Here is a 20,322-nt window from a genome sequence, read left to right on the forward strand (position 1 = left end):
TCCCATGTCCGATCGCCCTGCCGAGAGCGTGCTCTGCGCGGAAGACGAAGTGGTGCAGATCTGCCAGGACCTCATCCGCTTCGACACGAGCAACTTCGGCGACGGCGCGGGCCCGGGGGAGCGGGCAGCGGCCGAATACACGGCAGGGCTCCTCGAGGAGGTGGGCCTCGCGTCGGAGATCTTCGAATCGGCGCCCGGGCGCGCGTCCGTCGTCGCCCGCATCGAAGGAACGGATCCCACGGCCAGCGCCCTCGTGGTCCACGGGCATCTCGACGTGGTCCCGGCCCAAAAACAGGACTGGAGCGTCGACCCGTTCGCCGCCGAACTCAAGGACGGGCTCATCTGGGGGCGCGGTGCGGTCGACATGAAGGACATGGACGCGATGGTCCTCTCGGTCGTCCGCGAGCTGCAGCGCACCGGGACGCGCCCGAGGCGTGACCTCGTCATCGCGATGTTCGCCGACGAGGAGGCGGGCGGCACGTACGGCGCCCGCTGGGCCGTGGACCACCGCCCGGAACTCTTCGACGGCGCCAAGGAGGCGATCAGTGAGGTGGGCGGATTCTCCGCCGAGATCGGCGGGCAGCGCACGTACCTGCTGCAGACGGCGGAAAAGGGCCTCTCATGGCTCAAGCTCACGGCGACGGGCCGGGCGGGGCACGGATCGCAGACGAACTCCGACAATGCGGTCACGCGGCTCGCGCGCGCGGTCTCGCGGATCGGAGACCACGAATGGCCGATTGAGCTCACCGACACGACTCGCCGTTTCCTCGACGGCGTCACCGAGCTCACGGGCATCGCGTTCGACGAGGACAATCCCGAGATCCTCCTCAAGGAGCTCGGCACGCTCGCGCGCTTCGTGGGCGCGACCCTGCAGAACACCTCCAACCCGACCGTCCTCAAAGCCGGCTACAAGGAGAACGTGATTCCGGGGCATGCCGAGGCCCGGGTCGATGTCCGCACCCTTCCCGGGCAGGACGAGCAGGTGCTCGAGAAGATCAAGGAACTTGCGGGCGACGGCGTCGACCTCGCGTACGTCCATCACGACGTCTCTCTGGAGACGCCCTTCGAGGGGGCGCTCGTGGACGCGATGGTCGGCGCGATCGAGGCAGAGGATCCGGGGGCGAAGGTGCTTCCCTACACGCTGTCCGGTGGAACGGACAACAAGTCGCTCAGCCGGCTCGGCATCACGGGCTACGGATTCGCTCCGCTTCAGCTCCCCGCCGAGCTCGATTTCACGGGCATGTTCCACGGCGTCGATGAGCGTGTCCCCGCAGCATCGCTCCAGTTCGGGGCCCGCGTGCTGCGGCGCCTCCTGACGACGTACTGATCCCCGCGCCCCGAGCACCTAGCACAGGCGTGCGACGAGAGGATGCGTGTGAATCTCGATCCGGAAACGGTCCTGCCCGACGAGCTTGTCGAGCGCATTCGCTCACGGGCCCCGGGCTACGACGAACGCAACGAGTTCTTCCGCGAGGACTTCGATGAACTCGTTGAAGCCGGCTATCTCAAGGTGTTCGTCCCGAGGGAGGCGGGTGGGCTGGGCGCCAGCCTGGCCGACGTCGTCCGCCTCCAGCGCCGCCTCGCCGCCGCCGCACCGGCCACCGCGCTCGGGATCAACATGCACCTCGTGTGGACCGGCGTCGCACGCGTCTTCCGCGACCGCGGCGATGCGGCACTGGACTTCGTGCTCGGCGACGCCGCCGCGGGCGAGGTCTTCTCGTTCGGGATCTCCGAGGCCGGCAACGATTCAGTCCTCTTCGATTCGGTCACTTCGGCCGATCCCGAGCCCGGGGGCGGCTACCGTCTCACCGGGACGAAGGTCTTCACGAGCCTCGCCCCGGTCTGGACCCGCATGGGGACCTTCGGGAAGGACACCTCAGGCCCCGAGCCGGCCCTCGTCTACGGGTTCATCCGCCGCGACACGCCGGGGTGGCGGCATCTCGACGACTGGGACACCCTGGGCATGCGCGCGAGCCAGTCGTGCACGACGATCCTCGACGGCGTCCGCGTGGCGCCCGATCGCATCGTCCGTCGGCTCCCCGTCGGGCCGAACCCGGACCTGCTCGTCTTCGGAATCTTCGCTGTCTTCGAAACGCTCCTGGCCGCCGTATACACCGGGATCGCGGAGCGAGCCCTCGCGCTGGGCGTCGAGGCGGCACATCGGCGCACGTCGCTCAAGAACGGCGGCCGGCCGTATGCGAAGGATCCTGACGTCCGCTGGCAGCTCGCCGATGCGGCGATGGAGCTCGACGGCGTCCTTCCGCAGCTTGAGCGGGTCGCCGACGACGTCGATGCGTGTGTCGATCGCGGACCCGCGTGGTTCCCCGCGCTCAGCGGGCTCAAGCACCGGGCGACGGAGACGGCACGGTCCGTCGTCGACACCGCGATGCGGGTTGGCGGCGGGGGAGGGTATTTCCGCTCCCACGAGCTCCAGCGGCTATACCGCGACGTGCTCGCTGGCCTCTACCACCCGTCCGATCCCGAGTCGGCTCATGCGACCGTTGCCAACGCGCTCTTGGGGCCGCTCGAGGACTGAGGTGCTATGCGGTCCTTTCGACGACCATGACGCGCCTCCGGAGCCAATACATGCGGACGCCGCCCATATAGAGCCGGCTCCGTTCGAGTTCCCACTTGCCGTATTCGGAGTGCTCTCGCACGCGTTGGCGCGCCTCGGCGAGGGACTCTCCCGGATTGACGGACAGCACGAGATACTCGTACGGCCCCTTGAGTGCCCCGCGGGCAGGACTCGGGCTGAGGATCCGTTCCTTCATGGCCTCGCTTCCTGATGTGTGCCAACGCCGCCTTCGGCGGTGGGGACTGTCTAGGCAGTGCCCCAGAATCAGATTACCGTGGGGGCCATGAGCATCGACCCGCGCGTTGCCCTCAGTTCGCTCACGGCGGCCCTCGAGGAACACCTCGTGGCTGCGGCCTCGCGCCGCGGAGATGACGATCCCGCCGTCGAGACGGCCTATTTCGCGGTAGCGGACGCCTTCGAGGCCTATGCCAACGCGCTCTACGATGCCTACGGCGAAGACCTTCCCATCGATCTTCTCGATGAGGGCGGAGAAGAGGAGGGCTAGGCCGCGAGCTGCCGCCGCGGCTTCGCGTTGCAGGGCTCGTTCGCTCGGGCACTAGGCTTGTGGGGTGAAGACTTGGCTCCAGGCTCCCGTTCCTTCCCTGCCCGGTCAGGGCGGTTCGATTCGGCTGTGGGATTCCGCCCGCAGCGAGCTTGCCGAGATCCCTGCCGCCGCCGAGCAGTCGATGTACGTGTGTGGAATCACCCCCTACGACGCGACCCACCTCGGACACGCCGCGACGTACGTCGCATTCGACCTGCTCAATCGCGTCTGGCGCGACGCCGGCAGCGTCGTCGCCTACGTGCAGAACACAACCGACGTCGACGACCCCCTCCTCGAGCGGGCGGATGCGACCGGTGTCGACTGGCGAACCCTCGCGAAGGAGCAGATCGCGCTCTTCCAGACCGATATGGAAGCGCTCAACGTGCTTCCCCCGGATCACTACATCGGCGCTGTGGAGTCGATTCCGTGGATCGTCCCAGAGGTCGAGAGGCTCCTCGACGAGGGCCTCGCCTACCAGCTCGCAGGGTCAGAGGGAGAGCCCGACGGCGACATCTACTACGACGTGACGGAGGCGACGCGACGCGCCGACTCGCCCGAGGCATGGCGGCTCGGCCAGGTCTCCCACCTCACCGTCGCCGAGATGATCGAGGTCTTCGGCGAGCGCGGCGGCGACCCTGATCGCCCCGGCAAGCACAGCCCGCTCGATCCGATCCTGTGGCGAGAGGCTCGGCTGGGCGAACCGCATTGGGACGGCGGAACTCTGGGGCGTGGGCGCCCGGGCTGGCACATCGAGTGCACAGTCATCGCCCAGCGCTTCCTCCCCGCCCCGTTCACGGTGCAGGGCGGCGGCTCCGACCTCGCGTTCCCGCATCACGAGATGGGCGCCGGACACGCGTGGTCGCTGCACCACGTGCCGCTCGCGCATCATTTCGCCCACACGGGCATGGTCGGGCTCGACGGTCAGAAGATGAGCAAGTCGCTCGGAAACCTCGTGCTCGTCTCGCGGCTCCGCGCCGCGGGGGAAGAGCCGCAGGCCGTCCGGCTCGCGATCCTCGCCAACCATTACCGCTCCGACTGGGAATGGACTGCGGAGCTCTTCGATGCCTCGAAGGCACGGTTGGCCCATTGGCGGAACGCGATCCCGCAGGCGCCGCGGGGATCTGGCGAGCTCCTTCTCGCCGAGATCCGCAAGGCCCTCGCCGACGATCTCGACGCGCCCCGCGCGCTCGCTGCCGTCGACAAGTGGGCGGACGATGCCCTCGCGGGCGGCGATTCCGAGCCGGCCGACGGCGCCCTCGTCACCGCGGCGCTCGACGCTCTCCTCGGCGTCCGCCTCTGAGGCCCCACAGGCGGCGTTAGGGCAGGCCTGTCGGCGATCAGTTCGCCGAGGCGCCCCCGTCCTTGCCGCGCCGCTTGAGGTAGCGCTCGAATTCGCGCGCGATCGATTCGCCCGTGGCCTCGGGGAGGTCCGCGGTGTCCTTGGCCTCTTCGAGCTGCTGGATATAGGCCGCGATCTCGGGATCCTCGGTCGCGAGCTCGTTGACGCCGCGCTCCCAGGCCTCAGCGTCCTCGGCGAGATCGCTCGTGTCGAGCGGGATCTGGATGAGCTCCTCGATCCTGTGCATGAGGGCGAGCTGGGCCTTGGGCGACGGCGCCTGCGCGACGTAGTGCGGCACGGCGGCCCAGAGCGAGACGGTCGGGATGCCCTGGTGGTCTGCGGCGTCCGCGAAGACGCCCACAATGCCCGTGGGCCCCTCGTACTGGGACGCCTCGAGGTTGAGGCGTTCGCGCAGGTCACCCTCCTCGCTCGTTGCCGTGACCGGAATCGGCCGGCTGTGCGGGACGTCCGCCAACAGGGCCCCGACGACGACGAGGTAGTCCACGTTGAGGTCCTCGACGAACTCCATGAGGTCCTCCGTGAAGGCCCGCCAGCGATAAGACGGCTCGGTGCCCTGCACGAAGACGAGGTTGACGGGGTAGCCGTCGAGCTGAGCCGTGGAGATCCGCGTCGAAGGCCAGCGGATCCTGCGCCGGCCAGAGCCAGAGCGCCGCACGGTGGGCCGCGTGAACTGGAAGTCGTAATAGTCATCGGCGTCGATGGCCCCGACCTTCTGGGCCCCGAACTGCCGCTTGATGGCGCGCACCGCCTCGCTCGCAGCCTCGCCCGCGTCGTTCCAGCCCTCGAAGGCCGCGATCATGACCGTGACCCGTTCGCCCTCGGCGGGCGTCGGGAAGAGGCCGGGGTGGGGGGCCGGGGCGTCGGCGTCGAACTCGTTCATCGCTCCAGACTATGACCATGCACCCGCGTTCGCAGGCTCCTTTTGGAGAGGGGCGCGCGAGTTTCGCGCAGGGAGGACACGTCGTGGCGCCCCGTAGACTGGTCGATATGCGCCTCCCCGCCGAAACTGACGCTGCCCTGCGTGCCGTGCTCTGGGACATGGACGGCACGCTCGTCGATACCGAGCCCTATTGGATCATTGCCGAGCACGAGCTCGTGGATTCCTTCGGCGGGACGTGGGGGCACGAGCAGGCGATGCGCCTGGTCGGCCAGGCTCTCCCGACCTCGGCCCGGATCCTTCAGGAGGCCGGTGTCCTCATGGGGGTGCGGGAGATCATCGATTCGCTGACCGCGCGCGTCATCGAACAGCTCGGCGCCGCCGTTCCCTGGCGTCCGGGCGCGCGCGATCTGCTCACGGCGCTTTCCGAGGCTGGAGTCGCGTGCGCTCTCGTGACCATGTCCGAGCGGCCCATGGTGGAGCGCATCCTCGAGCACCTCCCTGCCGGCACGTTCTCAGCAGTCGTCACAGGGGACGCCGTCACGCACGGCAAGCCGAATCCCGAGCCATATCTCAAGGCCCTCGAACTGCTCGAGGCCGGCCTCCCGAGCCTGAGCGACTCGGAATGCGTCGCGATCGAAGACTCATTGCCCGGCGCGACGTCCGCCGTCGCTGCGCGCCTCGCGACCATCGTCGTGCCCAACGCGCTCGACCTCCCCGTGGATCTGGGTGCCGAGCATTGGGCCACGCTCGCCGGCCGAACTGCCGACGACGTCGCAGCGGTCCTCACCCGGGCCGCCGTCGCGACAGCGGGCCAGGTGGGGGCGTGAGCGGAGGCCTTGGCGACCAGCATCCGCCGCGACCGGAGGGCGAGCACGCCCATGCTGCGGGCGGTCGCTCGCGCGACGGAATCCGTCTGGGACGCATTGCCGGGGTCCCGGTCTATCTCGCGTATTCGTGGTTCCTCATCGCCGGATTCACGGTCATCGTCTACGGTCCCACGCTCCAGCTTCGCCAGCCACAGCTGGGCGCGGGGGCCTATCTCGTGGCGTTCGCATACGCCGTCCTGCTCCTGATCTCCGTCCTCGTCCACGAGCTCGCGCATGCGCTGAGCGCGCGGGCGTTCGGATGGCCCAGCCAGAAGATCGTCCTCAACCTGTGGGGCGGCCACACGCAGTTCGAGAGCTACACCGCATCGCCCGGCAAGTCTGTCGTCGTCGCCCTCGCGGGGCCGGCGGCCAACCTCGTGCTGGCCGGAGGCGCCTGGGTCCTCGTCAATTCCGTGAGCCTCCACGGCGTCGCGGACATTTTGGCCAACATCTTCATGTGGGCCAACTTCCTCATCGGCCTCTTCAACGTGCTCCCGGGGCTGCCGCTCGACGGCGGACGTCTCGTCGAAAGTGCTGTATGGAAGGTCACCGGGTCCCAGGAGAAAGGGACCATCGCGGCAGGCTGGGCTGGGCGCGTCGTCGTCGCGGGCGTCGTATTCCTCGGCATCCTCCTGCCGCTTTTGCAGGGCCAGGGCCTCGACATCTCGTTCACTCTTGTCACCGTGCTCATCGCGGCCTTCCTGTGGCAGGGTGCCTCGGCGTCGATCCGCAACGCCGGGTTCCGCAGCCGCCTGCCCCAGGTCATCGCGGGCAGGCTTGCGGCGCCGGCGGTCGGTGTGCCCAACTTCGCCTCCGTCGAGCAGGCCGTGCAGGCGGGCGCCGGGCGGGGCAACGTCGTCGTCCTCTGCGCGCCGGACGGCAAGCCGCAGGGCGTCGTTGACCCGGCCGCCATCGCGCGCGTTCCCCACGAAGCCTGGGCCTCCACGCCGGTCACGGCCGTAGGGTATGCCCTCGCGCCCGGCGCCTACGTCCCAGAGACCGCTGCGGGGCAGGAACTCGTCCAGTACCTCTCCCAGCTCCAAGGCACTGAGTACGCCGTCGTCGATGCTTCGGGCCTTGTCGTCGGCCTCCTGAGCCAGCGTGCGGTTGTCGCCGCCATCTCAGGCCGGCCGCCGCGGTAGCAGCCGAAGCCCGACACCGCCTTGACGCCCCACCTCATGAAGAAGGGACCCATGACCGAAAGCAGCACCCCGGCATCGTCTGCGCTCGCCCCGGAGACAACGGGCGCAGAGCCGACCGGCGCGGCCATCCGCCGCGGCCCGTTCCGGGTCGGAGAGCGTGTGCAGCTCACCGACGAGCGCGGCCGGATGAACACCATCACCCTCGAGGCCGGGGGTGCCTTCCACACTCACAAGGGGTTCCTCAACCATGACGCCGTCATCGGGCTGCCCGATGGCTCCGTTGTGACGAACACGGCGGGGCACCAGTACCAGGCCCTGCGCCCTCTGCTCTCCGACTTCGTGCTCTCCATGCCGCGCGGTGCGGCGGTGGTGTATCCCAAGGACGCGGGCCAGATCGTCACGATGGCGGACATCTTTCCAGGGGCGCGGGTCGTCGAGGCTGGGGTCGGGTCTGGCGCCCTGTCGATCTCGCTCCTCCGCGGCGTGGGCGACGGCGGGTACCTCCATTCGTTCGAACGCCGCAAGGAGTTCGCGGACATCGCGCGGGGCAACGTCGAGACGATCTTCGGCGGGCCTCACCCCGCATGGCGCATCTCGCTAGGGGACTTCCAGGAAGAGGTGGTCAAGGCCGAGGAGCCCGGCAGCGTCGATCGCGTGGTGCTCGACATGCTCGCGCCCTGGGAGTGCCTCGACGCGGTCGCCACGGTCTTGGCGCCGGGGGGCGTCTGGATCAACTACGTCGCGACCGCGACCCAGCTTTCGCGCACGGCCGAGGCGATCCGCGCGGACGGCCGGTTCACCGAGCCCGATGCCTGGGAGTCGATGGTCCGCGGCTGGCACCTCGAGGGGCTCGCGGTCCGCCCCGAGCACCGCATGGTGGGCCACACTGGCTTCCTCCTCGTGACCCGGCGTCTCGCCGAGGGAGTGGCCCCGCTGATCCGCAAGAAGCGGGCCAAGACAGAATTCAGCGAGGAGGATCTGAACGCCTGGACGCCCGAGTCCGTCGGCGAGCGCCCCGTCTCGGACCGGAAGCTGCGGCGGGCCGCCCGGGATGCCCGGGCGGGCCGCCAGGACGAAGCCTGAGCGTCGCCTCGCGGATGCTTTTCGGCCTCCCAAACGTTGCGTCAATGTAACGCTTAGGGACTCTGGTGCTTCGGAGAGTTTCGGCTGGCCCCAGTGGGGCTAGTGTCGAAGTATCGGAATGATCTGAGCTGAGGGAGGGTGTGAGAGTCATGGAAGAGCGCGATGGGACCGGGACCGGTCGCGATGATGCGGTCCAGCGTGCGAGCGCGGAGCAGCTGAGCGTTCTCGAGCGTCAAGTCAACGTCCTCCGGGATAAGCTGCGGGCCGTGGATCGGCAGCTCTCTGCCGCGACGTCGAACAACACCCGCATGTCGGAGATGCTGCAGACGGCCAAGACCGAGATCGTTCGGCTCAAGGCGGCGCTCGAGCATGAAGGGCAGCCCCCGTACAGCTATGGCACGGTCGTCCAGCTCAATCGTCGGCGCCCGGCCGGGGGAGCGGCGTCTGCCGTGACGGACGAGAGCGTCGACGTCGTGACGTCGGGGCGCAAGATCCGCGTGGGCCTCAGCCCACTGATCTCCCTCTCGGAGCTGAGCGTCGGCCAGGAAGTGCTCCTCAACGAGGCGTTCGAGGTCGTCGCCGGCCTCGGCTACGAGCGCTCAGGAGAGCTCGTCACGATCAAGGAGCTCCTGAGCCCCGATCGTGTGCTCGTGATCGGGCGCGGCGACGAGGAACGCGTCGTGCGACTCTCGGGGCCGCTCCTCCTCGAGCAGCTTCGCGTGGGCGACGCCGTCTCGGTGGACAATCGCACCCAAACTGCCCTCGAGAAGGTCCCGCGCTCGGAGGTCGAGAACCTGGTCCTCGAAGAGGTTCCAGATATCAGCTACGACGATATCGGCGGCCTCGCGTCGCAGATCGAGCAGATCCGGGACGCCGTCGAGCTACCGTTCCTTCACCCGGGCCTGTACCGCGAGCACGGGCTCAAGGCGCCCAAGGGCATCCTTCTTTACGGGCCTCCGGGGTGCGGCAAGACGCTCATCGCGAAGGCCGTCGCCAATTCGCTGGCCGCCCGGGCCATGGAGCGCGCGGGCCAGGACATCAAGAGCTACTTCCTCAACATCAAGGGCCCCGAGCTCCTCGACAAGTACGTCGGCGAGACCGAGCGGCACATCCGCCTCATCTTCTCGCGGGCCAGGGAGAAGGCGTCGGACGGGAGCCCCGTCGTGGTGTTCTTCGACGAGATGGATTCGCTCTTCCGCACGCGTGGAACGGGCGTCTCGTCCGATGTCGAGACGACGATCGTCCCGCAGCTCCTGAGCGAGATCGACGGCGTCGAACGCCTCGATAACGTCATCGTCATCGGTGCGTCGAACCGCGAGGACATGATCGACCCCGCGATCCTCCGGCCGGGACGTCTCGACGTGAAGATCAAGATCCAGCGGCCTGACGCCGAAGCCGCGGCGGACATCTTCTCGAAGTACCTAACCGCGGAGCTCCCCATCCATCCGTCGGATCTCGGCGAATACGGCGGCGACCGCGACGCGACCGTCCAGGCGATGATCCAGCGGACCGTCGAGGCGATGTACTCGACCGGCAAGTCGAACGAGTACCTCGAGGTGACGTACGCGAACGGCGACACGGAGATCCTCTACTTCAAGGACTTCAACTCGGGCGCCGTGATCCAGAACGTCGTGGATCGCGCGAAGAAGGCAGCGATCAAGGAACTCCTCACGACGGGTTCGAAGGGCATCCGGGTCGAGCACCTCCTCCGGGCCGTGTCCGACGAGTTCCGCGAGCACGAGGACATGCCCAACACGACGAATCCCGACGATTGGGCGCGCATCTCCGGAAAGAAGGGCGAGCGCATCACCTACATCCGGACCATCATCCAGGGCAAGGGAGGCAGCGAGCCCGGCCGCACGATCGAGACGACGCAGAGCACGGGCCAGTACCTGTGAGCCGGTACCGGGAAGGGGAGTGACATGTCGTCCAGCGACCAAGGGCCTGAGGGCCTGCCGGCGGGAGGGGCCCTGCGGGTCATGGGATCCGAAACGGAATACGGGATCCACGCGCCGTCGACCCCCGGAGCCAACGCGACGTATCTCTCCTCCCAGGTGATCGCGGCGTACGCGCGGCTCACGCGGGAGCGCCTCCACGCCTCGCCCGGTGCCGGGTGGGACTACACCGACGAGACCCCGCTGCGCGACGCGCGCGGCTGGTCCGTCCGACGGAGCCAGGCTCATCCCGAGCTCCTCACGGACGTCGAGCCCGTGCTTACGGCCGAGGGCGTCGCGCTCGCCCACGGTCCGGCCGAGCTCGAACTCGACGGCGATCAGGAACCTGCCCTCATGAACCTCGTGCTGGGCAACGGGGCACGTCTCTACGTGGACCACGCGCATCCGGAGTACTCGAGCCCCGAGGTTACGAATCCCCGCGATGCCGTCGTGTGGGACTCCGCCGGGGACGCCGTCGTCCTTGCTGCCGTCCGGGCGCTCGCCTCAGATGAGGAGCGCGGGCCGATCAACCTCTACAAGAACAACACGGATGGCAAAGGGGCCTCGTACGGTTCGCACGAGAACTACCTCGTGCCCCGCTCGGTGCCGTTCTCGGAGCTTGTGCGCGGCCTCATCCCGTTCTTTGTCTCACGTCAGCTCGTGTGCGGGGCGGGACGCGTCGGAATTGGCCAGGACGGGCGCACTCCTGGCTTTCAAGTGAGCCAGCGCGCCGACTTCTTCGAAGCCGAGGTCGGACTCGAGACGACGATGCGCCGCCCCATCATCAACACACGGGACGAGCCGCACGCCGTCGCCGACAAGTACCGGCGCCTGCACGTGATTGTCGGCGATGCGAACTGCAGCCATGTGGCGAACTACCTCAAGTTCGGCACGACGGCGCTCGTGCTCAGCCTCATCGAGGCAGGCGCGGCTCCGGCCATCGATGTCCACGAGCCAGTCGCCGCGATGCATCGGCTGAGCCACGACACTGAACTGCGGGACACTGTGCGCCTGCTCGACGGACGCCGTCTCACGGGGCTCGAGCTCCAGTGGCTCTACTTCGAGGCGGCCGCGAAGCTCGCGGCCGATGCCGGGGTCGCGGCGGAGCACGGTGGGGATGGCCACACGGCAACCGTCCTTCGGCTCTGGGAGCGAGCGCTGACCGACCTCGGCTCGGACGTCGATGCGGCCGCCGGCTACATCGAATGGGCCGCCAAGCGGAAGGTCCTCGAGGGCTATCGCGCGCGGGACGGCCTCGCGTGGCATGATCCGCGGCTTGGGCTCATCGACATCCAGTGGTCGGATGTCCGGCCGGAGCGCGGCGTCGCGAACCGGCTGAGGGCGGGCGGCCGGCTTGAACGGATGGCCGACGACGATGAGATCGCCCGGGCGGCGATCGAGCCGCCGGAGGACACCCGGGCGTGGTTCCGCGGCAAGAGCATCCAGCGCTTCCCGGCCAATGTGGCGAGCGCGAGCTGGGACTCGGTCGTCTTCTCGCCTCCTGGCAGCTATCGGCTCCAACGCGTCCCCACGCGTGAGCCGCTGCGCGGAACGCGAGCGCTGACAGGCGGGCTTTTCGAGAACCACCCGGATATCCAGGGATTCCTCGACGCGCTCCTCGGAGAAAGGCATACGTAGCCTCGCGGGTCCGTTTCCCGCAGCCCATTCAAGGGCATGAAAGAGTGACAGTATTGGTTCCACAGCCCGTCGCATGGGCGGCGAGCTCGACGCAAGGAGGCGGCTATGGCCGGTCAGGAGCAGAAGAGCAGCCAGTCACGGGAAGACGTCGAGGACGTCGATCCCGGTACACCGGCGCCCGCGCCGGCTGCTCCGCAGGCGTCCGAAGCGACTCAGGGCGTGGACGATCTGCTCGACGAGATCGACGGTGTGCTGGAGAGCAACGCCGAGGAGTTCGTGCGCGGTTTCGTCCAGAAGGGCGGCCAGTAGGCCTCAAGGATGAACGACTTCCTCGCAGAACGCGTCGTCGGCAACGCGACGTCGTCCTTCACCGAGCATTTGGCAGCCGTTCGTCCGGACCTGCTCCCGTCGAACCGGGTGGTCCAGTCCGACGCCTCCCACCTCGCACCGCACGGCACGACCGTCGTCGCGATATCCTTCGCGGGCGGCGTCCTCATGGCCGGCGACCGGCGCGCCACGATGGGCAGCATGATCGCGAGCCGTCACATCGAAAAGGTCTTTCCAGCGGACCAGTATTCGGTTCTCGGCATCGCCGGCGCCGCGGGGCTGGCCGTGGACATCGTGCGCCTCTTCCAGGTCGAGCTCGAACACTACGAGAAGATCGAGGGCACGCTCCTGAGCCTCGAGGGAAAGGCCACGCGGCTCGGGGCGATGATCCGCGCGAATCTCTCCCTCGCGCTGCAGGGGCTCGCGGTTGTCCCCCTGTTCGCGGGCTTCGATCTCTATCAGGGGGTCGGCCGCCTCTTCTCCTATGACGTCACGGGCGGCCGGTACGAAGAGCTCGAGCACCACTCCGTGGGCTCGGGTTCTGTCTTTGCGCGCGGGGCCCTCAAGAAGCTCTGGCGGCCCGGCCTGACCGAGGCCGACGCAGTGCGGGTTTCGGTCGAGGCACTCTTCGACGCCGCCGACGACGACTCGGCGACGGGCGGCCCTGACCCTCTCCGCCAGCTCTGGCCCGTCGTCTATACCGTCACCCGCGCGGGGACCCGCCGGGCGTCCGAGCACGAACTGGCACAGATCGCGGGGGACATCTTCGAGCAGCGCAGCATCGCAGGACGGGAGGCCTGACATGACCCAGCCGTTCTACGTCTCGCCCGAGCAGGTTATGAAGGACCGCGCGGACTTCGCCCGCAAGGGGATCGCGCGCGGCCGTTCTGTCGTGGTGCTGAGCTGCCTCGAGGGAATCGCGCTCGTCGCCGAGAACCCCTCGCCGTCGCTCCACAAGATCGGCGAGATCTACGACAAGATCGCGTTCGCCGCGGTGGGCAAGTACAACGAATTCGAGAGCCTGCGCCAGGCGGGCGTGCGCTACGCCGATGTCCGGGGCTATTCGTACGACCGCGTCGACGTTACAGGGCGCGGGCTAGCGAGCGTGTACGCGCAGAGCCTCGGCGCCGTCTTCACGGCCGAGCAGAAGCCCCTTGAAGTCGAGCTCACCGTTGCGGAAGTCGGGCACGACGTCGGCTCGGACCACCTGTTTCGGCTCACTTTCGATGGCTCGATCGCCGACGAGCGGCGCTTCGTCGTCATGGGCGGCGCCGCCGAGCGCGTCGCCGAGGCGGTCATCGGCGGGTGGAGCGCGGAGGCGTCCTTCGCCGAGGCCATTCAGCTCGCCGCCAAGGCCCTGCGCGACGACCGCACTGATCCGATGCTCAGCCTCGAAGTCGCGGTGCTCGACCGCAGTTCCGAAACCGAGCGGGGAGCTCGCCGGGCTTTCCGCCGCATCTCCCAGGACGAGCTCGCAGAACTTCTGGCCGGACCGATCTAGCCCTGGCCAGACCTGGCCTGGAGAATCTACGGAAGGAGCCGCGTGGACCGCCGCATCTTCGGCGTCGAGACCGAGTTCGGGATTGCGTACTCGAGCCCGCAGGGCCGCCCGCTTGCCCCTGAAGAGGTGGCACGTTATCTGTTCCGGAAGGTTGTGAGCTGGGGCCGCTCGTCCAACGTGTTCCTGGGCAACGGCTCCCGGCTCTATCTCGACGTCGGATCCCATCCCGAATACGCGACGGCTGAGTGCGACGACGTTGCCCAGCTCGTGGCCCATGACCGAGCCGGGGAGCGCATCCTCGTCGACCTCATCGACGAAGCGCAGAAGCGGCTCCGCGAGGAGGGGTTCGACGGCAGCGTCTACCTCTTCAAGAACAACACGGACACGGCGGGGAACTCGTACGGGAGCCACGAGAACTACCTCATCCCGCGGCGCACCGAGTTCTCGCGGCTCGCGGAGATCCTCATCCCGTTCCTCGTGACGCGCCAGCTACTGTGCGGCGCAGGCAAGGTGTTGCGCACGCCCCACGGCCCCGTGTACGCGTTCTCCCAGCGCGCCGACCACATCTGGGAGGGCCTTTCCTCGGCGACGACGCGCTCGCGCCCGATCATCAACACGCGTGACGAGCCGCACGCGGACGCCGAGCACTTCCGGCGCCTGCACGTCATCGTGGGGGATTCGACGATGTGCGAGACGACGACCATGATGAAGGTAGGCACCGTCGACCTCGTCCTGCGCATGATCGAATCGGGCGTCATCATGCGGGATCTGCGGATGGAGAACCCCATCCGCAGCATCCGGGAGATCTCGCACGATCTCTCGGGACGCGCCGTCGTCCGCCTCGCGAACGGCACCGAGCTGACGGCACTCGACATGCAGCGGGTCTATCTTGAGAAGGCGCGCCACTTCGTCGACCAACACGGGGCGCACACGCCCCACGTTCCGCGAATCCTCGACCTGTGGGAGCGCACCCTGGCCGCGATCGAGTCGGGCGACACCTCGCCGATCGACACTGAGGTGGACTGGGCGATCAAGAAGAAGCTCATCGACGGCTACTGCGCGCGCCACGACGTCGATCTCGATTCGGCGCGCGTCGCGCAGCTCGACCTCACCTATCACGACATCAGCCCCGAGCGCGGCCTCTTCTTCCTCCTGCAGCGGCGGGGCGGGGCCGCGCGCTTGGTGGACGATGCCGCCATCGCGACGGCGGTGGGGTCGCCTCCGCAGTCCACGCGCGCGAGGCTTCGCGGACGCTTCGTCCAGGCGGCCCAGGCTGCGGGGGCGGACTACACGGTGGACTGGGTGCATCTCAAGCTCAACGACCGCGCCCACCACACGATCCTCTGCAAGGATCCGTTCGCCAACGAGGACTCGCGGGTCGACGAACTGCTTGAGACGCTTCGCCCCTTCACGGGATGAGGCCGGACGTTCACGGGATGACGCCGGACGCACGTGCTGAAAGGCTGTTCTCAGACTAACTCGCTACCCTAGAGGGGGCCTCCGGGCTCGACCGTCGCCTCGAATGGCGAAAACCCCCACAGGAAGTAGATCCGTGCGCCGACTCCTTGCGCTCTTGCTGCCCCTCGCGCTGCTCATCGCGGGCTGCAGCTCCGGAGGCTCGAACGGGCCGACAAGCCAGTCCGCAGGCGATGTGAACGCCTTCAGTTCGCTCAAGGTGACGCCGGGGGACAAGGCCCCGACCGTCGACTTTGCCAAGCCCCTTTCGGTCTCGACGCCCACGATCAAAATGGTCCAGGAGGGCTCGGGCGCGGCCGTCAAGGCGGGGCAGTCCGTCGTCGTGAACGTCCTCGCCCTCAAGGGGACGGACGGCAGCCCGCTCGGTGATTCCTTCTCGTCCGGCCAGCCGCAGAAGGTTCCGGTCGACGACAGCCTCAAGCAGGGCAACGCGATCCTCTACAACGCCTTCGTGGGCGCCAAGGTCGGCTCCTACCTCGCTTATGCGACCCCGCCCCAGTCCGCTGACCAGGGCGGGGACAACACGACGACCCTCCTCATCCTTAAGATCACCGACGCAAAGGACATCCCGGCTCCCCTCAAGAAGCCCGAGGGGGACACCGTGACGCCTCCCGCAGGGCTCCCCGCGGTGACCGAGGACTCGAAGGGCATCCCGCAGATCGACGTCAAGGGCGTCGCCAAGCCGAGCCAGCTCATCTCCCAGGACCTCATCAAGGGCAAGGGCGCGGCGGTTCAGGCCACGGACACCATCGTCGCGAACTATGTCGGGGTCAACCTCTCCGATGGAACCAAGTTCGATTCCAGCTATGACCGCGGGACCCCCGCCACGTTCGGACTTGGACAGGTCATCGAAGGCTGGACCAAGGGCCTTACGGGCAAGACTGTAGGCTCGCGCGTGCTCCTCGTCATCCCCGCGGCGCAGGCATACGGAGACCAGGGGCAGGGACAGGCGAAGGGCGACCTCGTCTTCGTTGTCGACATCCTCGGCGTCCAGTAGATTCGACCGGACGTCCACCAATCCCATTCGACGAGAGGAATAGCATGTCTTTCGGACAGCGCGAATACGACCGCCAGAAGCCTGAGATCGACTTCCCCGAGGGGCCCGTGCCCACGGAGCTCACGATCGTGGACCTCATCGAGGGAGACGGGCGCGAGGTCGCGGCCGGCGACACGGTCACGACCCACTACGTCGGCGTCGCATGGTCCACGGGGGAGGAGTTCGACGCGAGCTGGAACCGCGGAGCGCCCCTCGACTTCCGCGTCGGCGTCGGCCAGGTCATCCAGGGCTGGGACCAGGGCCTCCTCGGCATGAAGGTGGGTGGCCGTCGTCGGCTCGAGATCCCGTCGGACCTTGCCTACGGCTCCCGCGGCGCCGGGGGCGTGATCGGCCCGAACGAGTCGCTCATCTTCGTGGTGGACCTCGTCGGGGTCCGCTGACGCGGCGGATCCCCACCACACGGGGCGCGGGCAGCACACGCTGACCGCGCCCCGTGCGCGTTCCCGGTAGCCTGCACATGTGTCCCAGAAGAAGACCGAACGTCTCCTCAACCTCCTCATCGCGCTCCTGCACACCGAGCTCGGTGTGTCGCGCGAACGGCTGCTCAGGGACGTCTACGGGTGGGCGCCAGGCGTGGACCGGGAGCGGGACGCCGTCGAGCGCCAGTTCGAACGGGACAAGGCCGACCTCCGCGGGCTCGGTGCCGAGGTTCTCGAGCGGCAGGGCTACGAGCGGGCGGACAGCTCATCGACGACGTCCCTGTACCGGATCGATCCGCGGCAATTCCGCCTGCCCGAGCTGGAGTTCACGGCGCAGGAGCAGTCGCTCCTCGCCCTCGCTGGTCTCGCGTCCCAAGGAGCTCTCGCCGGGGCTGCGGCCCGTGGAGCACTGCGGCGTCTCGAAGCCGCGGGAGCGCTCCCGGACTCGCCGCCGTCGCTCGTCCAGCCTCGCGTTCGACTCGAGGACCCGCGCTACGCGACCCTCGCCGACGCCGCCTCTCGTCGCGCCGAGGTGACCTTCCAGTACTTCGCGACGAGCACGGGCCGAGAGGAAGCGCGCACGGTGCAGCCGTGGGGCCTTGGGCAGCGGTACGGGCAGTGGTATCTCGTCGGATTCGACACGGGTCGGCGGGCGCCCCGGGTCTTCCGCCTGTCGCGGATCCGGGGACGCGTGGGCGTCGGAGCGGCGGGGGCCTTCGACCGCCCCGCCGAAGGCTCCGTCCACGAGCAGCTCAAGCGCCTCGCGGAACTCCCAGAACAGATTGCGCGAATACGCATCGCCGAAGGCCGCGCGCTCGAGCTGAGGATGACGTCGTGGACGCCGGTGGATGCGGTCGCTCCCGAGGGCTGGGAGGCCGGCGAGTACCGCTTCCGGGACGTCACTGTCGCGGCGGACCACCTCGCGGGCTACGGCGATGCGCTCGTCGTCGAGTCGCCTCCCGAGCTGGCGCGCGCCGTCGTCGAACGCTTCGAAGGGGCCCTTGCCGCGCTCGGCACGCCCGGCGCGCCTTCCATTGCGCCGGGGCCTCGGGAACGGAAGACGAGGCCCTCGGACGAACGGCTCGGACGGATTGTCGATCTTGTGCCGTATCTGCTCCAGGGGCCGGTCCAGATCGCCGAGGCGGCGGAGCGCTACGGAGTATCGGCGCGACAGCTTGAGCAGGAGCTCTCGGTGCTCCAGTACACCGGCCCGACAGATACCGGCGGCTGGCAGGACTACATCGAGGTCGACGTGCACGACGGGGTTGTGAGCCTAGCCAACGCGCCAGAACTCGCACGGCCGCGGCGCCTCAGTGTCGAGGAGGCGCTCTCGCTCCAGCTCGGCCTCCAGACACTGCTCCCGATGGCCTCGGACGAGGAGCGGCCGGCCCTCGAGGCCCTCGCGGAGAAGGTCCGGGCAGCGACCGCCCACGGCGCCCGAGCCGTGCCGGAACTCGACATCGACGCCGAGCCACAGCGCAACGCTGGGCTCGTGCCGGTGCTCCGCTCGGCCGTCGCCGAGCGGAGCACGCTTCGGCTCGAATATCTCAACCCGACCAAGGACGAACGCACCGAGCGCCTCATCAGCCCGCTCGCGCTGCGTTCGGATGGGGATCGATGGTATGTCGAGGCGTACTGCCATCGGGTCGAGGAGCGGCGCGTCTTCCGGGTCGACCGCATCCTCTCGCTCGCCCCGGCGGCACCGTTGCCGCTGCCGGTGGGAGTCGAAGCGGTGCTCGCCGAGCGGCTCGTCGAACCGAGCGAGGGCGACGTCGAGGCGGTGCTTAGGCTTGCGCCGGAGGCCTTGTGGGTCGAACACGAATACGCCGCGGAGGATGGGACCGACCTCGTGGACGGGAGCCGGCGGGTTCGGATGCGGGTCGCGGGGCTCGACTGGCTTCCGCGTTTCCTCGCGCAGTTCGGCGGCTCGGTTGCGCTCGAGGGTCCCGACCGTGCCGTCGAGGCCAGCCGCGCGTGGCTCTTACGTGCGCTCGGCACGCTGCGCAGCCGATAGGCTCTCCCTGTGCCGTGGTGGTTCTGGATCCTGCTCTGGGCGGTGCTGCTCGTCGGCACGGCCGCTGCCGCCGTGGGCGGCGGCTTCTGGCTTGTCCGCAAGGCCCTGCGCGTGGTGCGCGACGCCGGAGGGGTCCTCACGCGCCTTCCGGGGCCGAGCGTCATGGATAGCGCGGCGCAGGGAGACGGCGACGGCGCGTCCGCGCCCGGGAGTGCGGTCTTCGCCGATCCCGACGAGATGCGGCGGGAGTATGAGCGGGGCAAGGCCGAGCGCCGCACGGCACGGATTGCCCGGCGGGTTGCGCGCAGGGCTCAACGGGGGCAAGCACAGTCACTGCGTGACCTCGGACTCATCTAGACTTGCATCAGAAGGAAAGGACTTCTTGTGGGACGACTCTTCGATAGCCCATGGCCTATCGTCATCATCATCGTTGTAGCGCTGCTGCTCTTCGCCGCGCCCAAGCTCCCGGGGATGGCTCGCAGCCTCGGCCAGTCCATGCGGATCCTGCGCTCTGAGGTCAAGGAGATGAAGAACGACGACGGCAAGTCGGCGTCGTCGTCCTCGTCCCAGGGCGAATCGCCCGTCGAGGGCAAGGTCATCCCGCCCAAGGGCGCTGACGAGGGCGACGGCGGCACCGGCGGCCCGTCCCAGCGCGCCTGAGCGTGGCCACCGCCAAGGGGCGGAAGGCCAATCCCGAAGGCCGGATGCCCCTCCTCGAGCACCTCAAGGAGCTCAAGAACCGGCTCATCAAGGCGGCCATCGGAGTTCTCCTCGGCGCGGTCGCGGGCTGGTTCCTCTACGACCCGCTCCTTGAGGCACTTCAGGCGCCGGTCAAGGACATTGCGGCGCGGACCGGCGGGATGTCTGGAATCAACTTCTCGACGGTCGGCTCCCCGTTCGACTTCAAGCTCCAGCTCTCGATCCAGATTGGCCTCGTGCTGTCGAGCCCCGTCTGGATCTATCAGGTCTGGGCGTTCGTCATGCCTGGGCTCACGGCGAAGGAGCGGCGGTACACCCTCGGCTATATGGCCGCCGCGGTGCCGCTTTTCCTCGCCGGGGTATGGGTTGGCTGGGTTGTCACGCCGAACGTCGTGCGCGCGCTGACGCAGTTCACGCCGTCGGGGTTCTCCAACCTCATCGACGGGCGCGAATACATCGACTTCGTGACGCACATGGTGCTCTTCCTCGGCATCGCGTTCCTCGTCCCGGTTCTCCTCGTGGGCCTCAACGCGGCGGGGATCCTTCCGGGTAAGGTGATTCTCAAGGCGTGGCGCATCACGGTGTTCCTCGTGTTCGTCATCGCTGCGTTCGCCGCGCCGGGCGCCGACGCCATCTCGATGTTCATGCTTGCCGTCCCGCTGCTCGCGCTGTTCTTCGCGGCGATCGGCGTCTGTCTCCTTCAGGACAGGCGGCGAGCCAAGAAGCAGGCGAAAGTCGCAGCAGAGACGGACGCCTCGGCGGACAGCGCCACGTCACGCGAGGACCTCGACAAGTTCTAGGCTGGAC

At 68.4% G+C, this 20,322-nt stretch carries 21 protein-coding genes; 19 read left to right on the forward strand and 2 right to left on the reverse strand.

The window, feature by feature from the left end:
* The first annotated feature begins 4 nt into the window (after positions 1-4).
* Entirely contained in the window at positions 5-1,327 is a 1,323-nt protein-coding gene (locus tag SPF06_RS06770; RefSeq protein ID WP_323278247.1) for a M20/M25/M40 family metallo-hydrolase, read from the forward strand.
* Between the two features lie 48 nt (positions 1,328-1,375).
* Positions 1,376-2,536, forward strand: a complete 1,161-nt coding sequence (locus tag SPF06_RS06775) for an acyl-CoA dehydrogenase family protein (protein WP_323278248.1) — start codon at positions 1,376-1,378, stop codon at positions 2,534-2,536.
* A gap of 4 nt (positions 2,537-2,540) precedes the next feature.
* Here the strand turns inward: SPF06_RS06775 and SPF06_RS06780 are convergent, their stop codons facing one another.
* On the reverse strand, positions 2,541-2,771 hold the full coding sequence (locus tag SPF06_RS06780; protein ID WP_323278249.1) for a DUF5703 family protein: 231 nt from the start codon (positions 2,769-2,771) through the stop codon (positions 2,541-2,543).
* An 87-nt stretch (positions 2,772-2,858) separates the two neighbouring features.
* On the opposite strand from SPF06_RS06780, the gene SPF06_RS06785 reads away from it, so the two are divergent.
* Both SPF06_RS06785 and mshC read left to right on the forward strand, forming a co-directional pair.
* A complete protein-coding gene (locus tag SPF06_RS06785) occupies positions 2,859-3,080 on the forward strand; it encodes a hypothetical protein (protein WP_323278250.1) in 222 nt (73 codons plus the stop codon).
* A gap of 64 nt (positions 3,081-3,144) precedes the next feature.
* A complete protein-coding gene (mshC, locus tag SPF06_RS06790) occupies positions 3,145-4,419 on the forward strand; it encodes a cysteine--1-D-myo-inosityl 2-amino-2-deoxy-alpha-D-glucopyranoside ligase (protein WP_323278251.1) in 1,275 nt (424 codons plus the stop codon).
* Positions 4,420-4,456: 37 nt separating this feature from the next.
* Here mshC and SPF06_RS06795 read toward each other — a convergent pair whose 3' ends face one another.
* The gene (locus SPF06_RS06795; protein WP_323278252.1) at positions 4,457-5,359 is read right to left on the reverse strand and encodes a PAC2 family protein; all 903 of its coding nucleotides are present in this window, start codon (positions 5,357-5,359) and stop codon (positions 4,457-4,459) included.
* A gap of 107 nt (positions 5,360-5,466) precedes the next feature.
* Between SPF06_RS06795 and SPF06_RS06800 the strand changes: the two genes are divergently transcribed.
* From SPF06_RS06800 to tatC, 15 genes are all read left to right on the forward strand, one after another.
* On the forward strand, positions 5,467-6,186 hold the full coding sequence (locus SPF06_RS06800; RefSeq protein ID WP_323278253.1) for an HAD family hydrolase: 720 nt from the start codon (positions 5,467-5,469) through the stop codon (positions 6,184-6,186).
* A complete protein-coding gene (locus SPF06_RS06805) occupies positions 6,183-7,367 on the forward strand; it encodes a site-2 protease family protein (RefSeq protein WP_428985721.1) in 1,185 nt (394 codons plus the stop codon). Before SPF06_RS06800 ends, SPF06_RS06805 begins: the two co-directional genes overlap by 4 nt.
* 51 nt (positions 7,368-7,418) lie before the next feature.
* Positions 7,419-8,450: a tRNA (adenine-N1)-methyltransferase gene (locus SPF06_RS06810; protein WP_323278255.1), complete on the forward strand. Its 1,032-nt coding sequence runs from the start codon at positions 7,419-7,421 to the stop codon at positions 8,448-8,450.
* 149 nt (positions 8,451-8,599) lie between these two features.
* Complete coding sequence (gene arc, locus SPF06_RS06815; RefSeq protein WP_323278256.1) at positions 8,600-10,348, forward strand: proteasome ATPase; 1,749 nt, start codon at positions 8,600-8,602, stop codon at positions 10,346-10,348.
* 24 nt (positions 10,349-10,372) lie between these two features.
* Positions 10,373-12,022, forward strand: a complete 1,650-nt coding sequence (dop, locus tag SPF06_RS06820; protein ID WP_323278257.1) for a depupylase/deamidase Dop — start codon at positions 10,373-10,375, stop codon at positions 12,020-12,022.
* Positions 12,023-12,127: 105 nt separating this feature from the next.
* A complete protein-coding gene (locus SPF06_RS06825; RefSeq protein ID WP_323278258.1) occupies positions 12,128-12,331 on the forward strand; it encodes a ubiquitin-like protein Pup in 204 nt (67 codons plus the stop codon).
* 9 nt (positions 12,332-12,340) lie between these two features.
* Positions 12,341-13,150 carry a proteasome subunit beta gene (gene prcB / locus SPF06_RS06830; protein ID WP_323278259.1) on the forward strand — a complete coding sequence of 270 codons (810 nt, stop codon included), beginning with the start codon at positions 12,341-12,343 and terminating at the stop codon, positions 13,148-13,150.
* 1 nt (position 13,151) lies between these two features.
* Positions 13,152-13,850, forward strand: a complete 699-nt coding sequence (gene prcA, locus SPF06_RS06835) for a proteasome subunit alpha (RefSeq protein WP_323278260.1) — start codon at positions 13,152-13,154, stop codon at positions 13,848-13,850.
* A 42-nt stretch (positions 13,851-13,892) separates the two neighbouring features.
* Complete coding sequence (gene pafA / locus SPF06_RS06840) at positions 13,893-15,269, forward strand: Pup--protein ligase (protein ID WP_323278261.1); 1,377 nt, start codon at positions 13,893-13,895, stop codon at positions 15,267-15,269.
* A 133-nt stretch (positions 15,270-15,402) separates the two neighbouring features.
* Positions 15,403-16,323, forward strand: a complete 921-nt coding sequence (locus tag SPF06_RS06845; RefSeq protein WP_323278262.1) for an FKBP-type peptidyl-prolyl cis-trans isomerase — start codon at positions 15,403-15,405, stop codon at positions 16,321-16,323.
* A 44-nt stretch (positions 16,324-16,367) separates the two neighbouring features.
* Complete coding sequence (locus SPF06_RS06850) at positions 16,368-16,763, forward strand: FKBP-type peptidyl-prolyl cis-trans isomerase (protein WP_323278263.1); 396 nt, start codon at positions 16,368-16,370, stop codon at positions 16,761-16,763.
* A 79-nt stretch (positions 16,764-16,842) separates the two neighbouring features.
* On the forward strand, positions 16,843-18,816 hold the full coding sequence (locus SPF06_RS06855; RefSeq protein WP_323278264.1) for a helix-turn-helix transcriptional regulator: 1,974 nt from the start codon (positions 16,843-16,845) through the stop codon (positions 18,814-18,816).
* Between the two features lie 9 nt (positions 18,817-18,825).
* The gene (locus SPF06_RS06860; RefSeq protein WP_323278265.1) at positions 18,826-19,173 is read left to right on the forward strand and encodes a hypothetical protein; all 348 of its coding nucleotides are present in this window, start codon (positions 18,826-18,828) and stop codon (positions 19,171-19,173) included.
* 27 nt (positions 19,174-19,200) lie between these two features.
* Positions 19,201-19,476 carry a Sec-independent protein translocase subunit TatA gene (tatA, locus tag SPF06_RS06865; RefSeq protein ID WP_323278266.1) on the forward strand — a complete coding sequence of 92 codons (276 nt, stop codon included), beginning with the start codon at positions 19,201-19,203 and terminating at the stop codon, positions 19,474-19,476.
* A 44-nt stretch (positions 19,477-19,520) separates the two neighbouring features.
* Positions 19,521-20,315, forward strand: coding sequence for a twin-arginine translocase subunit TatC (tatC, locus tag SPF06_RS06870; RefSeq protein ID WP_323278301.1), 795 nt, complete (start codon positions 19,521-19,523; stop codon positions 20,313-20,315).
* The last annotated feature ends 7 nt before the right edge of the window (positions 20,316-20,322 follow it).

The organism is Sinomonas terricola (assembly GCF_034931225.1).
Classification (GTDB): Bacteria; Actinomycetota; Actinomycetes; order Actinomycetales; family Micrococcaceae; genus Sinomonas; species Sinomonas terricola.